This window comes from Candidatus Neoehrlichia procyonis str. RAC413 (assembly GCF_000964795.1).
Classification (GTDB): domain Bacteria; phylum Pseudomonadota; class Alphaproteobacteria; order Rickettsiales; family Anaplasmataceae; genus Neoehrlichia; species Neoehrlichia procyonis.
In genome coordinates, this window is record NZ_LANX01000001.1 from 1,119,959 (window position 1) to 1,135,385 (window position 15,427).

The window sequence follows — 15,427 nt, forward strand, 5'->3', positions numbered from 1 at the left end:
TAACTATATTCATATATTATGCTCGTACTTTTAGATGAAAGCATGAATATTAAGATGATATTGGGAAGTGTTTATAATTTTTAGTAGAAGGTAAAATAAATGTTATGGATAACATGGATTAAATATTGTTAAAGTATTTTTTAGTCAAAGTGATAATTTTGTGGGGTAGATTATTTATGACTAGATAGCGTATAAATACTTATTGTTGCCCTAGCAAATTTTGTTTTATGCTGAATTATTATCTTTCTTTGAATGCTTTTTCAAATGTGCTGGTTATAGGTGTTAATAAATAGTTTAACAGAGTGCGTGATTGAGTGATAATGAATACTTCTGCTGGCATGCCAGGATATAGTTTTATATTTTTGAACTTTCCAAGCTGTAAGGATTTTGGAATAACAATTCGTATTGAATAATATCTTGTACCATTATATTCACTAAAAGCATCTGCGGAAACCTGTGTCATAATACCATTAGCAAGTCCAAATTTTCTAATATTATATGCACTTAACCTTACTTTTGCTTTTAGTCCTATATATTTATCGTTTGAAATTATATTTTTTGAATTTGATTGAGCAGAAAGAATTTCTTCAATGTGTCTTGTAGGAATCTTAGCTTCAATGACTAAATCTTCATCGATTGGAACTATGTCCATAATATTACTACCAGGAGATACTACTCCTCCTTCAGTATGATACTTTAAGCCTGTAACAATTCCATTTTGTGGAGATCTAATTATTGTACGCGTTAATACATCTTTAGCTGCTCTTAGTCTTTCCTTTAAATCTGCAATTGCTGAATCAGTATCTTTTAATTCTATATTGGTTTTATCCTGCATATTATTAATAATGTTTATTATTTCTAGTTTGTTTTCCCCAATCTTTTGCTGTGTACTTGCAATTGCAGCTTTGATATGACCTAATTTTCCTTGAGCTTCTGCATGTAAGCGTTCAAGGTTAAGTATGTAAGGTTTGCTTATGTATCCGCTTTTAAGCAGTTTCTTTTTTGTGTTTAGTTCTTCTGTAATAAGAGTATATTGTTTTGTTTCTGATGTTAGTTGTGCTGATAATCCGCTTAATTCTTGTCTTAATTGTTTAATGCGTTGCTTTAATATTTTTATTTGTCCAGAGATATTCTTTCTGTATGATAAAAATAATTGCTGCTGATTATCTAGGACCTTATTGACAGTTTGTATATCAGATAATGTGTATACATTAGATGGAAAGGTAATATTATTTAGGTTATTTTTTATAGCAGTTAATCTTGCTTCTGTTGTTAGTAGCACTAGCATTTTTTCTTGCAAGATTGCTAAATTGGCTTTTGCAGCTGTATCATTTAAGTAAATAAGAGGTTGATTTTTTTGTACTATTTCTCCTTCTTGTACTGAAATTTTTTTGATAATTCCTCCTTCAAGATGTTGTACAATTTGTCGATTAAGTGAGGACATTACTTCACCGACTGCAATAACGGCACCATCTAATGGCGCTGTTGCAGCCCATATGCCAAAAAAGCCAAAAAACATAATAATAATTACTAGTCCTGCAAATAATGGTCCCCATGATACTTTTAATGCGTCATTAATTTTATGTTTGTTTTTAATGCGAAAAATGAAATTAACTATCGAGTCAATAACGGATGTTAATTTTCCAATAATTTTGGAGCTATGTTTGTTTGTTGTTCCATTTTTGTGAAGAGAATCGTGTCCTAAAAGTTGTGGTAGTGATAGACCTGTTTTTGTTATGGATTGCAACCGTTTATACATAAGTTTAATAAGATAGGTGAGCTTACTTTATATCATAAAAACATAATAATTAAAATCTTTTATTTTTATGATTAAAAAAGCATATGTAAATGTATTGTTTTACTTTAAAATTTTACATGAAATATATTGTTGTCTGTATAAAATATGTTTTTTATACATGATTTAAATTTATGGAATGCTAGTATATTATTAATATGCTTGTCTAGAAATGATAGAGTTTTTGTGTGATTTTCGGAAAGGTCATTTGTAAAGTATACTAATGTAGATATATAAATAGCGCTTAAAGTTAGTCTCTTAGTGTAGTAATTAAAATCTGTTGATAAGTCTCCCGAAATGTACCAAATGTTATTACTGATTTTAAATATGCACTGTGTTGCAAAGCAAGTATTCTTTGGAACACTAAAAAAGCGTAATATACTTTTAATTAGTTCTCTAAAATTTGGTAAAGTTTCATAATACAATAAGCATAGATTTATGCAGTGTTTGATTTTTTCATGAGTTTTAAAATTTGTGATGTTGTTAGTATTATGAAAATTAAAGGCAATAAATTTTTCTAGTTCTGTGTGCATATAGGTTATAACATCATTAATGCCGTTGGGGAATTTGCAGAAACTATTGTGTAAATTTAATTGTATACATGCCTTTAATAGTGTGTTGTCATTTACACCGTAAAAAGGTATTAGTGCAATTGTTGTATTATTAATTAAAGAAATATCTTCCATGTAATGTCATAATAAAACTATGAGCAATATAATAGCTGATTGTTAAATAATTTTAAAGAGAATACTGAGAGAAGCTATGGCAATTTGTACCCAATGTTAATTGTGTGCTTTGTGATTAAAAGATTTAGTGTTAATTATAAAGTATAACTAGAGTTTTATTATAATTTATGTGTTGATATCTATATTTTTTAGAGTTCTTGTTTTATAAATATTGCCATATATTAATGTATAAAAGTACTAAACGTTATAAATCATGATTTTATTACCTGATTATAAAGGCAAGAAAGTTGCAGTGTTTGGGTTGGGAAAGACAGGAATTTCTGTATTAAAGTCTTTATCATTGAGTGGAGCACAAGTATTTTTTTGGGATGATAATGTATCTGTATTAAAAAATATGGAAATGTTAGAGAATTGTTACTGTGTGCATCCTAATGAATACAATTGGAATGAGATTTCAAATTTGGTGCTAAGTCCGGGCATCCCTTATTTTGGTGATAAGCAGCATTGGGTTGTTAAATTAGCAAAATATCATAGTTGTCCTATAATTTCTGATATAGAGTTACTTTATCAATCACAGAAAAAATCAAAGTTTGTTTGTATTACTGGGACCAATGGTAAATCTACTACAACTGAGTTAATAGGGTTAATCTTAAAATATGCTAAAATTAATGTTGAAGTGGGAGGTAATATAGGAAAAAGTGCTTTAACACTTAATCCTAATGCAGAAGTTTATGTATTGGAATTATCCTCACAACAAATAGATTTATTGAATGTTATTGATATAGACATTGTTGTACTACTTAATATTACTGCAGATCATATGGATATTTATGGTAATATGGCGAACTACATTTCAGTAAAGACGAAAATACTAAATTACAGTAAAGTATCTGTGATAAATTATGATGATACTATTACCAATAAAGTTTTTAGAAATATTGTCGGTAATAAAATTGCATTTTCTTCTACTGTTAGATTAGACGAAGGAGTATCTTTTATAGATGATTGTTTATATATGGGAAGTAAAATATTAAAAATTGGAGAACTATATATTAATAAAAAACATAATCTAGAAAATCTAGCTGCTAGTTATATTGTTGCCAAACATATTAACATATCAGATGATATAATTATTCATGCTATGAAAAATTTTAAAGGGTTGAAACATAGAAACCAATTAGTAGGAAAGGTTCGTAATGTTTATTTTGTTAATGATAGTAAGGCAACTAATGCTTCCGCAACTGAAAAAGCGTTAATGTCTTATAAAAATATATATTGGATTGTTGGTGGAAGAAGTAAAGATATGGGAATTTCTAAATTATGGATGTATTTTTATCGTGTTAAAAAAGCTTTTTTAATAGGCGAATCAGTTAGTATGTTTGCGAAGTTAATGGAAGATAATAATGTTGATTATGTTAAGTGTTATGATTTAGAAGTTGCAGTTAAAATTGCATATGAACTTGCGATAAAAGATGTTCAAGATGCTATAATATTGTTATCTCCAGCTTGTGCCTCTTGGGATCAATGGAAAAACTTTGAAGAACGAGGGAATAAATTTTGTGAATTAGTGCAACAGCTAATAGCATTTTAATTTAAGTTAATGCAAAGGTTATTTGGTTTGATATTGCATGTTTGATAGTATATGCAAAAAAATTAAGTTGCAACTGGATATTGTTGGAAAAACCTAATAGGTATACTAGAAGACTTTTTGTATCTAAATATAATGTTTGTAATTTATCTATAACTTTTTAAATATAAAGCTATCAAATCACTATTTATACAAATGATATTGTATAGTCATATCTGTTAAATCTTACATAAAGAATGAATAGTATTATGTATTCTTCGTGTGTTATGATAGCTTTCTCATTGCTTTTATGATAAAGCACTGTACACAGGATTTTTATATTACTTCTAAACATCCATTTTAATATCAAGACTATTAACGTAAATATTGTCTTATCTCAATGCTTATATCATCATAAATATATTCCTCTTTAATTCCCTTATCTTCTTTCATATGGTGTTTATATTGTGTATTAAAGATTATGTTTGGAAAATTTTTTAATGCTGAAATTTTATGTAAATATCATAATGTATAAATATGCATTAGCAAATAAAGCTACAAAAGTATCAAAGTTATTTATAATGAAATATATAGGAGGACATAATTATATGTTATTAGAAATCATTTTACAAGGTTAACCGCGCCACTTATGATTAATATTTAATTGTTAAAATTATTTTTTGCCTTCAAAAAAAATTAACAAGAAGCATTCATAATAGTTTTGTATTCACAATAAAGTAAATTATGTAGTTTAATATTATGAGTTACAAAATTTTGAAGGTTTACTAAAAGGTATAAAGCCACACTTCTTATTGTTTTATATACTGGCCAACTATTTTTTGAATAGAAAAACCTAGTACTGAGAGCTATTTTGTATTTTTTTGAAGGCAATTTTTTAAATAGAAAGTGCGCTACTCTTTTTATAAAGTTTTTACTAATATATAACATTGCCCTAATTTGCAACTTGAGTAAGTCACCTATTATATATCTGTACATTTTTGAGCAAACAAAATTGCTACCCTGTAAATTAAAAACTTTATACTTTAAGGTTTTGTATAACCTATACACAAAGCACACCAACCATCTAGAAAGGTATAGCGTATCTTTTATAGGTTGATAACCACTGCTTTTGACAGTAACCATTAAGTAATAATATTATAACAGCACAATTGAATTATAGGCATATATGTAATTTTTGCAAGTGATAATTGCATAATTTTTATTAAATTTTATTTTGTAAGTACTTTATTGTATACATGTTTAATCTTGAATTAAAGGTGACCAATGTGGACTATAAGCATTAGTTGGAGTGTTTATGACTTTTTTATTAATACCAGTTAAATCTATGGACATAAGTCTTGATTGAAGATGAGCTTTGCCAGAAGGATGCTCTTGTTGTGTAAAAAGGATGATTCTTCCATTAGGAGACCATGTTGGACTCTCAACCACATAACCTTTTGCAAGTAGTCTTTCTCCGGTACCGTCTGGTTGTATAACTCCTATATAAAAATTATTAGATAAAATTTTAGTAAAAGCAATCCAATCTCCCCTAGGAGACCATACTGGTGTTGCATATCTACCTTTACCAAAACTTATTCTACGCTGATTTTTTCCATCAGCACTCATTACATATAATTGTTGAGACCCATTTCTGTCAGAGTTGAAAACTATAAACTTTTTATCAGGGGAATATGAAGCAGAAGTATTGATGAATTTATTATTTGTTAATTTATAAACTTTGTGATCTTTAAGGGTAATGGAGTATATATTTGTTTGTCCGTTTATAGACTCTGATAGTAGTACTGACTTTCCATCAGGAGAGAATCTTGGTGAAGAACTTATACCGTTAAAATTTCCTAATATTACTGAGGATCCAGTATTTAAGTTTTTCATTACAATTTTTCCTTTGTTTTTAATGTAAGTCATGTATGCAATGGCGGTTGCATTAGGAGAAAATCTTGGTGTTGAATAAAAATTGTATCCGCTTGTAAGATAAATATTGTTTTCACCATCTTGATCCATAATGGCAATTTTTCTTGTTCTTGGAGACAGAGTTTCTGCTATGTATACTATTTTAGTATTAAAATACCCCTCTTCACCAGTAAGCCTATGATATATATTATCTGAAACAATATGTGCAGCACGTCGCCAGCTTGTTATTACAAAAGTTAAGGACTGGCCAGACAGTTCCTTACCAAGGGTAATATCCCATATACGAAATTTAACCTCTATTTTATCTTGTTCATTTTCTTTAACGCTGCCGGTAATTAACATATCTTTTTTTAATATCTTCCATAGTGATGAAGTTGGTAATGCATTTGAATTGATATCGAAGTCACTTGCGTGCTGAGTTGTTACATTAAACATTCCGGTGTTATTTAAGTTATTTTGTATTACTTTTATAATATTTTTTCCAATTTCATTTTCAAGATTAGTTGTAAAATGAAAAGGAAGAATAATGATGGAAATGTTTTCTGTATTACCTCTAGTAATATCAATCTTAAGTTCACCATGTGACTTATTAGGAACAACATTTAATATTGTAAAAAGCAATAATAAGAATAAACGATAAAGCATTGTTTTAATTTTTTATTTCTTTTTTTGTACCACTATACTATGTACTCTATTTGTACTTCTATAACTGGTTTATTTTGTATATCATATTTTAGAGTATTGAGAATTATGTTTTTTATATAACTTTTAATATTTTGCATTTTGCTTGTATGGAACTTAGGACCTATTTTTTTTGTTATTTTTTGTATTAATGCTTTGTCTTCTACTTCATCTAACACACCTGGTGCAATAATAGATGGTTCTTTAAGTAGTTGGTTTTTTTTGTTCATAATTAATGTTACTATAATAATACCTGCGTTTTTCATTTTTCTACGCATTGACATTACTTTACCTTCGGGATGATGGAAGAAATTTCCATCAACACCAAAGTAACCAGATTTTACAGAGTCAATTTTTTTTCCTAATACTATATCAATAACATCTCCTGGATTAGGAATAATATGATTTTTAATGCCGCATTCTTGTGCTACTTTTGTATGTTCATACATATGTATATATTCTCCATGTACTGGTATGCATAACTTAGGGTTGGTAAGCGAGTACATTGTAATAATTTCTTCTCTTGCAGGGTGACCTGATACATGTACATTATCCATAAATTCTGTTATTACTTTTACGTTCATGTTGACAAAACGATTAAATACACCATAAATTCTTTTGTCATTTCCAGGAATAATTTTGGATGAAAAAATAATTGTATCTCCACTTTCCAATTTAGCTAACTTATGAGAATTAGTTGATAGTTTTGCAGTAGCTGCAAGTGGTTCACCTTGGCATCCTGTGCAGATGTAAAGTACCTTATTTTTTGGTAATTTTTTTGCTTGTGTTTCATCAATAAAATCAGGTATATCATTTAAATATCCACTATCTTTTGCAACTTGTATAATCCTAATAAGAGATTTTCCTAGAATTATGACATTTCTATTGAGTTGTTGAGATATTTTAATGAATGTATAAATTCTAGCAACATTAGAAGCAAATAAAGATACAGCTACTCTTTGGGTACTGTTTTTGATGATGTTGAATAAGCTATCATATAAATCTCCTTCTGATCCAGATTTTCCTTTAGTGAATATATTTGTTGAATCACATACAACTGCTAGTAATCCATTTTTACCGAGCTGTTTTAGTTTTTCAATATTAGAAGTAGGTCCAATAATGGGAGAATTATCGAGTTTCCAATCTCCTGTGTGTAAAATGCTTCCTACACTAGTATGAATAGCGAGTGCGTGCATTTCAGGTATAGAATGTGTCATATTGATAAATTCTATGGTAAAAGAGTCAAGAATTAGCTTTTTAGAAGTGTCAACTTCTTTAATCGGGACTTCTAGGGAAAATTCCTTTAACTTTGCTCTGAGAAGTGTTGCTGTAAACTTTGTTGCATACACTGTGCATCTTAAGTCTTCCCATAAATACTGTACTGCTCCAATATGATCTTCATGTGCGTGTGTTAGTATAATGCCAAGTAAATCTTTTCGACGTTTTTTTATGAAGCTAATATCAGCAACAATCATATTTATTCCTGGCATAATATCACTGTCAGCAAACCCTGCTCCTAAATCAACTATGATCCACTTGCCTTGGAAATGATATAGCGTAACATTCATACCTATTTTTCCTACACCACCTAAAGGTACGAATAAAAAATTATTGGGATTAAAATTCATGTAAATATCGAAAAAATTAAATAAGTTAAGTATTTTAGGATATCACATATAATTTCCATTACAAACAAAAACTAATTTAGTAAATTAGCTGTTTAATAATGTTTTTTATATTTAAATTACAGGTATTATGGATAATTGTTATGATAAGGTATGTTACTATAGTAGAAACATTTTAAAAATTGCATTTTTGATCAGTATTAATAATTTTTTATGTGTAGAGTTAGTTAAATACTATGACAGTATATTAGTTTTTATCAAAAAGAATTTATTTTTATCAGCAATTTAATGTGTTTAAATCTCTAATAAAGGCAATAGTTGTTATTTTAATGAACTGTTAATCGTATTTCTCAATATGTTAATTAATAGTAGTAGATGTTGTTTATAAGATTCTTATGAGTATAAGAAATTATCACTTGTAGGGCATAGGATAAAAAAGGAATGATTGGATAATTAAGTATATTTTTTTGTATCAGTAGAATATATGTTTAGTATTTTAATTCATTGAAAATATTTAAAGGAAGTTTATAATGTATTTGTTTGTGTAAGTATATAATTATGGGTACAGCGCTATATGCTGGTAATAATGATATCTTATAGGTTGCTTATTTCTTTACTATTCTTAAGTACTCAATATGAGCTAAGGTGTATATGAGCAGTTTTAATTGTATTAAAAACAAAAAGTAAGAGGTATAGTATAAGAGGTTTTTAAATTATTGTTTGTGAGGATTTTGTGAGTATATTAAAATTTGTACTATTTCTAATGGTATATTTTTTTAGTATATGCGTAAAAGCCGATGTATTATTTATTTGGTCTCAAGTTGTAAGTGGTAATAATTTAAGTGTTAGAGCAATAGTTTCTTTGCAAGATGATTGTCCTATAATTAGTATTGACAATCAAACAAGAAAAATGGATATCAGAGCCTTTCCTATATATGAAAAAAATGCAGTTTTTGATAATAAAGTATGTGAAGCGCTAATTTCTAACACTGCAAAAGTTGTTAAAGTAGGTGATGATGTAATACCTGTTCTTCCTAGCAAAATAAAGAAAATTGCGATAATAGGTGATACAGGATGCAGAGTATCATCATATTACCAACAAAATTGTAAATTGCAAGATACATGGCCGCTAGAAAAAATTTTGTACCAAATATCTCAGCATAATCCTGACTTAGTAATACATGTTGGGGATTACTTGTATAGGGAGAAGGATTGTGTTGATGATAAAGAGTGTGATAAGGGTATTTATGGGGATAACTTTAATACTTGGAAGCTTGATTGGTTAGCTCCATCTAAATTATTGTCAAAAAAAGCTCCTTTTATATTTGTACGTGGTAATCACGAAAATTGTAATAGGGCTTATAAGGGGTGGTTTAGGTATTTAAGCGCAAGTCCTTTTGCCGACATAAGTAAGGAAGCATGTAAAGGTATTGTTGATTCTTGGGTTTTTACTTCGCATCGATTGGGTATATGTGATTTAAATTTTTATATACATGATTCTTCGGGCATTAATGAAGTGTTGTTTTCTAAGCAAGATATTAATAATGTTAGAAGTGGGTTTTTAGATAAATTAGATGACAAGTTGCCTACTTGGTTATTAACACATCGTCCTTTATGGAGTTATGCTGATAGAATGGGTATTATATATTATGGAAATTTATTGCAGGTTAAAGCTTTTGGTAATATTTTACCTAAAAATTTATTGGCAATAGTGTCAGGGCATCTTCATATAGGACAAACGCTGATAATAAGGATTAGAGATGGAAAAGACGTTATAACTCAAGTAATAGTAGGTAATAGTGGCACTAAGCTTGATAATGTAAAATTTTTAAAGATACATGATATAAAAATTGGCGACTTTGCTGCAAATAATGTTCAAAGTGTTGAGGGTTTTGGGTTTGCAATTGCACAGTTAAATAAAAATTACTCAATTATAAAATATTATAACGTGGAAAATAAAGAAGTGCATCAATTAAAAATATTAAATAAAATATCATAGGATTATGTGATTGTTATATATAAATAAAATATTAAATTATATATTGACTGAAATTTATGATTATTTTATAAGTAATAGTATTTCTGTTATTTAAATCTGGGATAGTATTCTTTAATAAATAAGGTTATTTAGTGTATGCCTACTATAAATCAATTAGTTCGTAATCCTAGGAAGTCACGTGCTTCTGTAAATAAGGCACCTGCTCTTCAGCATAATCCTCAAAAAAGGGCAGTGTGTGTTAAGGTTTATACTACTACTCCTAGGAAGCCTAATTCAGCGTTGCGTAAAGTTGCTAGGGTAAAGATATCCGGTTATGGAAGTGAAGTTATAGCATACATTCCTGGCGAAGGTCATAATTTGCAAGAACATTCAGTGGTGTTAATTAGAGGTGGACGTGTAAAGGATTTACCAGGTGTGCGCTATCATATAGTTCGTGGTGCATTGGATGCTAAGGGAGTGCAAGGTAGAAAGAAGTCACGATCAAAATATGGGGTTAAGAAAAATGGTTAAGATGGTAGTATAATGTCACGTCGTTGTAAAGTAAATAAAAGGATTATTGTTCCTGACTCAAAGTATAATAGTGTATTATTAGCGCGTTTTATAAATGTAGTGATGTGTTGCGGTAAAAAGTCTTTAGCTGAGAAAATAGTATATGGAGCATTAGATTTGGCGGAGTCTCGCTTTGGTGAAAGTGGGATTACTATTTTTAATAACGCTTTAAATAATGTAATGCCGCAAATGGAGGTGCGTTCGCGTAGAATAGGTGGTGTTACTTATCAAATTCCTGTTGAAGTAAGAGAGGATAGATCAATTTCATTGGCATTAAGGTGGATTTCTAAGGCTGCGTGTGCAAGTAGGAGGCATAGTAATAAGACATACATGGAGTGCTTGTGTAATGAATTATTAGAGTCTTGTAATAAGCGTGGTGGTGCATATAAGATTCGTGAAGAAAAGTATAAAATGGCCGAAGCTAATAAGGCATTTTCGCATTTTAGGTTTAATTAATCAAAGAGGGATAGGTGAGCAAGAATAATTGTTTATCTAAGTGTAGAAATATAGGTATTATGGCTCATATAGATGCCGGCAAAACTACTACTACGGAGCGTATACTTTTTTACACAGGTAAACAAAATAGAATAGGTGAGGTGCATGAAGGTGCTGCTTCAATGGATTGGATGGAACAAGAAAAGGAGCGAGGAATTACCATTACATCTGCAGCCACTACATGTTTTTGGAATAGTCATAAAATCAATATTATTGATACTCCTGGTCATGTTGATTTTACAGTAGAAGTTGAAAGATCTCTTAGAGTATTGGATGGAGCGATTGCAGTCTTTGATGGTGTTGCTGGTGTTGAACCTCAATCGGAAACAGTGTGGAGACAGGCAGATAAGTATAATGTTCCTAGGATTTGTTTTGTTAATAAAATGGATAGGGTAGGAGCAGATTTTTCTAGATGTGTTGATATGATAGTGCATAGGTTAGGTTCTTGCCCTTTAGTTTTGCAATTGCCAATAGGAGTTGATAAAGGTTTTGTAGGGGTAGTAGATTTAATAGAGATGCGATCTATTATTTGGGAAGAAGATTCTCTTGGGGCGAACTTTGCGTACCAAAGCATTCCTGATAATATGCTTGATCAAGCGGAAAAATATAGAGCACAGCTTTTAGAGAGTGTTGTTGAACTTAGTGATGAAGCAATGAATTTATATCTTGAAGGAAATGATATTCCTGTACCTTTGTTGAAGCACTGTATACGTGTAGGTGTAATTCAATCAAAATTTGTCCCTGTTTTGTGTGGTTCTGCATTTAAAAATAAGGGTGTGCAACCCTTATTGGATGCTGTAGTTGATTTTTTGCCTGCACCTGATGATGTTCCTATGATTGAAGGTAGTAGTATCTCTAATGTAGATGAAGTTATATCTGTCAAATCTTCTGTAGGTGAAAAATTTGTTGCATTGGCTTTTAAGGTTATGGCAGATAAGTTTGTTGGTAGTTTAACTTTTATAAGAATATATTCTGGTAAATTGACAAGTAAAATATCAGTACTGAACTCTGTGAAGAATGTGACAGAATCTATAGGAAGAATTTTATTGATGCACGCTAATAATAGAGAAGATATTTCAGAGGCACAAGCGGGGGATATAGTTGCCTTAGCTGGTCTTAAGAAAACTACTACAGGGGATACTTTATGTGCGGTGGATTTTCCTGTTGTTTTAGAACGTATGGATTTTCCTGATCCTGTCATGGAAATAGCAATAGAGCCAAAGTCTACATTTGATCAAGAAAAAATGGGTGTGGCATTAAATAGGCTGGTTGCTGAAGATCCTTCGTTAAAGATGTTTGTAAATAATGAAAGTGGTCAGACAATTTTAAAGGGTATGGGTGAGTTGCACTTAGAGGTAATAGTTGATAGAATGAAGCGCGAGTTTAACGTGGAGGCTAATATAGGTGCTCCGCAAGTAGCGTATCGTGAAACAGTTACAAAGTCTATTGAAATCGAATATATTCATAAAAAACAAACTGGTGGAGCTGGTCAATTTGCTAAAGTTAATATATTATTTGAGCCATTATCGCCGGGTTCTGGTTTTATATTTGAAAGTAAAATTACTGGTGGAGCAATTCCTAAAGAATATATACCTGGTGTACAAAATGGATTAGAAATTGCCAAGGAAAGTGGTGTGATAGCAGGATTTCCAGTGATTGATTTCAAGGCTACTTTATTTGATGGAGCCTTTCATGAAGTTGATTCAAGTCCTTTAGCATTTGAATTGGCTGCTAAGGGCGCATTTAGAGATATGCTAAATAAAGCTGGGTCTATATTACTTGAACCGGTAATGCGTGTTGAAATTATTACCCCTGAAGAATATATGGGTGATGTAATAGGGGATGTAAATAGTAGAAGAGGTAGAGTATTAGAGATGCAAGATCGTCATAATACTAAGCTAATAACAGCTTTGATTCCTCTTGGAAGAATGTTTGGATATGTAAAGGATTTGCGTTCTATATCTCAGGGGAGAGCTCAATATAGTATGTATTTTGCTTGTTATGAGCAAGTTCCTGATAATATAGTGGTTAATGATATAAAAAGTAAGGTATAAAGATGACAGATACTAGGAAGCCACACATTAATGTAGGTACAATAGGGCATGTTGATCATGGTAAGACAACATTGACAGCTGCGCTAACTACAGTGTTAGCAAAGAAATTAAGTGGAGCGAATAAAGTAGTAAAGTACGATGAAATAGATAAGGCACCTGAAGAGAAAGCAAGAGGTATAACGATTTCTACGGCACACGTAGAATATGAAACAGAGAGTAGACACTATGCGCATGTTGACTGTCCTGGGCACGCTGATTACATAAAAAATATGATAACAGGTGCTGCGCAAATGGATATAGCAATATTAGTAGTTTCTGCTACTGATGGAGCGATGCCGCAGACAAGAGAGCATATATTATTAGCAAAGCAGGTAGGTGTTAAAGATATAGTTGTATGGGTAAATAAGTGTGATGTTGTTACAGATAATGATATGCTGGAATTGGTAGAGATGGAGATGAGAGAGCTATTAACAAATTACGGATATCAAGGAAGCAGTATAGACATAATAAGAGGATCAGCAATAAAGGCGTTAGAGGATGAAGGTGCTGATGGAGAGTGGAGCGATAAGATAATGGAGTTAATGGCAGCATTAGAGAAGATAGAATTACCACTAAGAGAAAAAGATAAGCCATTTTTGATGTCAATAGAGGATGTATTTTCTATACCTGGTAGAGGTACTGTAGTAACAGGAAGAATAGAGCGTGGAGTTATAAGGGTAGGAGATAAAGTAGAGATAGTAGGATTAAGGGAGCTTCAAAGTACTGTATGTACAGGTGTTGAAATGTTTCACAAGGCATTAGGTGCTGGGGAAGCAGGAGATAATGCAGGGATTTTGCTAAGGGGCATAAAGAAAGAGGATGTTGAGAGAGGTCAGGTATTAAGTGCACCTGGGCAAATACGTTCGTACAATGGATTTAAGGCGGAAGTTTATATATTAAAGAAAGAAGAAGGTGGAAGGCATACACCATTTTTTTCAAACTATCAGCCGCAGTTTTATGTAAGAACTACTGATGTTACTGGTAGTATAAAATTGGCAGAAGGAATAGAGATGGTTATGCCTGGTGATAATTTAAGTATAGAAGTAAGCTTAGATAAAGCAGTTGCGATAGAAAAAGGATTAAGATTTGCAATACGTGAAGGTGGAAGAACTGTTGGATCTGGTATTATTACTGAAATCTTGGAGTATAAAGTGAATGGGAGTGTAGCTTAACTGGTAGAGCATCAGTCTCCAAAACTGAGGGTTATAGGTTCAATTCCTATCGCTCCTGCCATTTAAAAATATGTCAGGTGTATGCATGATAAGTGTTATTAATAAATTTTTATATAGTGTGAAGCACGAAGCTTTGCAGGTTTCGTGGGCTTCAAAAAATGAAATTATGATGTTTTTGTTGATAGTTATACTAGTAATTACTTTTGCGTCCATTTTATTTTGCTGTGTAGATTTTTTATTCCTAAAATTAATTAGGATAGTGCTTGAGGTAATTTATGGAATGTAATGATGCTTATAAGTGGTATATTATTCAAGTATTATCTGGAAATGAGGAAAAGGTATCTCAGATTATTATGGAAAGATCTAAGCAATTAGGAATAATGGATGATTTTTCTGAAGTATTTATTCCTTATGAGGAGGTAACTAAGGTTAAACGTAATAAGAAGGTAATAGTAAAAAGGAAGTTATTACCTGGGTATGTATTCTTGTTGATGAAGTTAAATAATGATAATATGGCTTTTATTAGGGCTATACCTAAAGTGTCTAATTTTCTTCTTAGTGATGATTCTAGTTTACCTAAAGTAATTTCATTTGAGGAAATGGCATTAATGCGTCAAAAAATGAATCATGGTGCTATAGTTGATGATAATAAAGGAATAGATTTTGAAGTGGGAGATGAAGTAGTTATAAATGATGGGTTATTTCAAGATTTTACGGGTAAAGTAGAATACGTTAATGAAGATAAAGAGATAGCTGGAGTAAGTGTTATGATATTCGGTAGATTAACTAAAATAGAATTTAAGTTACAACATATACAAAAACTGGAGGGATAG

At 30.7% G+C, this 15,427-nt stretch carries 12 protein-coding genes and 1 tRNA gene; 9 read left to right on the plus strand and 4 right to left on the minus strand.

Translation table 11 applies throughout. The features are described from left to right. Positions 1-238: 238 nt before the first annotated feature. Entirely contained in the window at positions 239-1,759 is a 1,521-nt protein-coding gene (locus tag NLO413_RS04215; protein ID WP_045809233.1) for an HlyD family type I secretion periplasmic adaptor subunit, read from the minus strand. Positions 1,760-1,863: 104 nt separating this feature from the next. Continuing rightward, positions 1,864-2,481 carry a COQ9 family protein gene (locus NLO413_RS04220; RefSeq protein WP_045809234.1) on the minus strand — a complete coding sequence of 206 codons (618 nt, stop codon included), beginning with the start codon at positions 2,479-2,481 and terminating at the stop codon, positions 1,864-1,866. 253 nt (positions 2,482-2,734) lie between these two features. Between NLO413_RS04220 and murD the strand changes: the two genes are divergently transcribed. Beyond that, positions 2,735-4,072 (plus strand): UDP-N-acetylmuramoyl-L-alanine--D-glutamate ligase, encoded by a 1,338-nt coding sequence (murD, locus tag NLO413_RS04225; protein ID WP_045809235.1) that lies wholly within the window; start codon positions 2,735-2,737, stop codon positions 4,070-4,072. 1,236 nt (positions 4,073-5,308) lie between these two features. On the opposite strand, the gene tolB is transcribed toward murD, so the two are convergent. Continuing rightward, the gene (tolB, locus tag NLO413_RS04235) at positions 5,309-6,625 is read right to left on the minus strand and encodes a Tol-Pal system beta propeller repeat protein TolB (protein WP_045809237.1); all 1,317 of its coding nucleotides are present in this window, start codon (positions 6,623-6,625) and stop codon (positions 5,309-5,311) included. Between the two features lie 32 nt (positions 6,626-6,657). Continuing rightward, a complete protein-coding gene (locus tag NLO413_RS04240; RefSeq protein WP_045809238.1) occupies positions 6,658-8,289 on the minus strand; it encodes a ribonuclease J in 1,632 nt (543 codons plus the stop codon). 730 nt (positions 8,290-9,019) lie between these two features. On the opposite strand from NLO413_RS04240, the gene NLO413_RS04245 reads away from it, so the two are divergent. The 8 genes from NLO413_RS04245 to nusG all read left to right on the plus strand — a co-directional run bounded on the left by NLO413_RS04245 (position 9,020) and on the right by nusG (position 15,427). Then, positions 9,020-10,285, plus strand: a complete 1,266-nt coding sequence (locus tag NLO413_RS04245) for a metallophosphoesterase (protein ID WP_052690400.1) — start codon at positions 9,020-9,022, stop codon at positions 10,283-10,285. Between the two features lie 135 nt (positions 10,286-10,420). Then, positions 10,421-10,795 carry a 30S ribosomal protein S12 gene (rpsL, locus tag NLO413_RS04250; RefSeq protein WP_045809239.1) on the plus strand — a complete coding sequence of 125 codons (375 nt, stop codon included), beginning with the start codon at positions 10,421-10,423 and terminating at the stop codon, positions 10,793-10,795. 12 nt (positions 10,796-10,807) lie between these two features. Then, entirely contained in the window at positions 10,808-11,290 is a 483-nt protein-coding gene (rpsG, locus tag NLO413_RS04255; protein ID WP_045809240.1) for a 30S ribosomal protein S7, read from the plus strand. A 14-nt stretch (positions 11,291-11,304) separates the two neighbouring features. Continuing rightward, the gene (gene fusA / locus NLO413_RS04260; RefSeq protein WP_084229841.1) at positions 11,305-13,383 is read left to right on the plus strand and encodes an elongation factor G; all 2,079 of its coding nucleotides are present in this window, start codon (positions 11,305-11,307) and stop codon (positions 13,381-13,383) included. A gap of 2 nt (positions 13,384-13,385) precedes the next feature. Beyond that, on the plus strand, positions 13,386-14,594 hold the full coding sequence (gene tuf, locus NLO413_RS04265) for an elongation factor Tu (protein ID WP_045809424.1): 1,209 nt from the start codon (positions 13,386-13,388) through the stop codon (positions 14,592-14,594). Then, positions 14,580-14,655 (plus strand) — tRNA-Trp (locus NLO413_RS04270). Before tuf ends, NLO413_RS04270 begins: the two co-directional genes overlap by 15 nt. Before the next feature lie 24 nt (positions 14,656-14,679). Further along, positions 14,680-14,880: a preprotein translocase subunit SecE gene (gene secE, locus NLO413_RS04275; RefSeq protein WP_045809425.1), complete on the plus strand. Its 201-nt coding sequence runs from the start codon at positions 14,680-14,682 to the stop codon at positions 14,878-14,880. Continuing rightward, complete coding sequence (gene nusG, locus NLO413_RS04280; RefSeq protein ID WP_045809241.1) at positions 14,870-15,427, plus strand: transcription termination/antitermination protein NusG; 558 nt, start codon at positions 14,870-14,872, stop codon at positions 15,425-15,427. The genes secE and nusG overlap by 11 nt, the downstream gene beginning before the upstream one ends.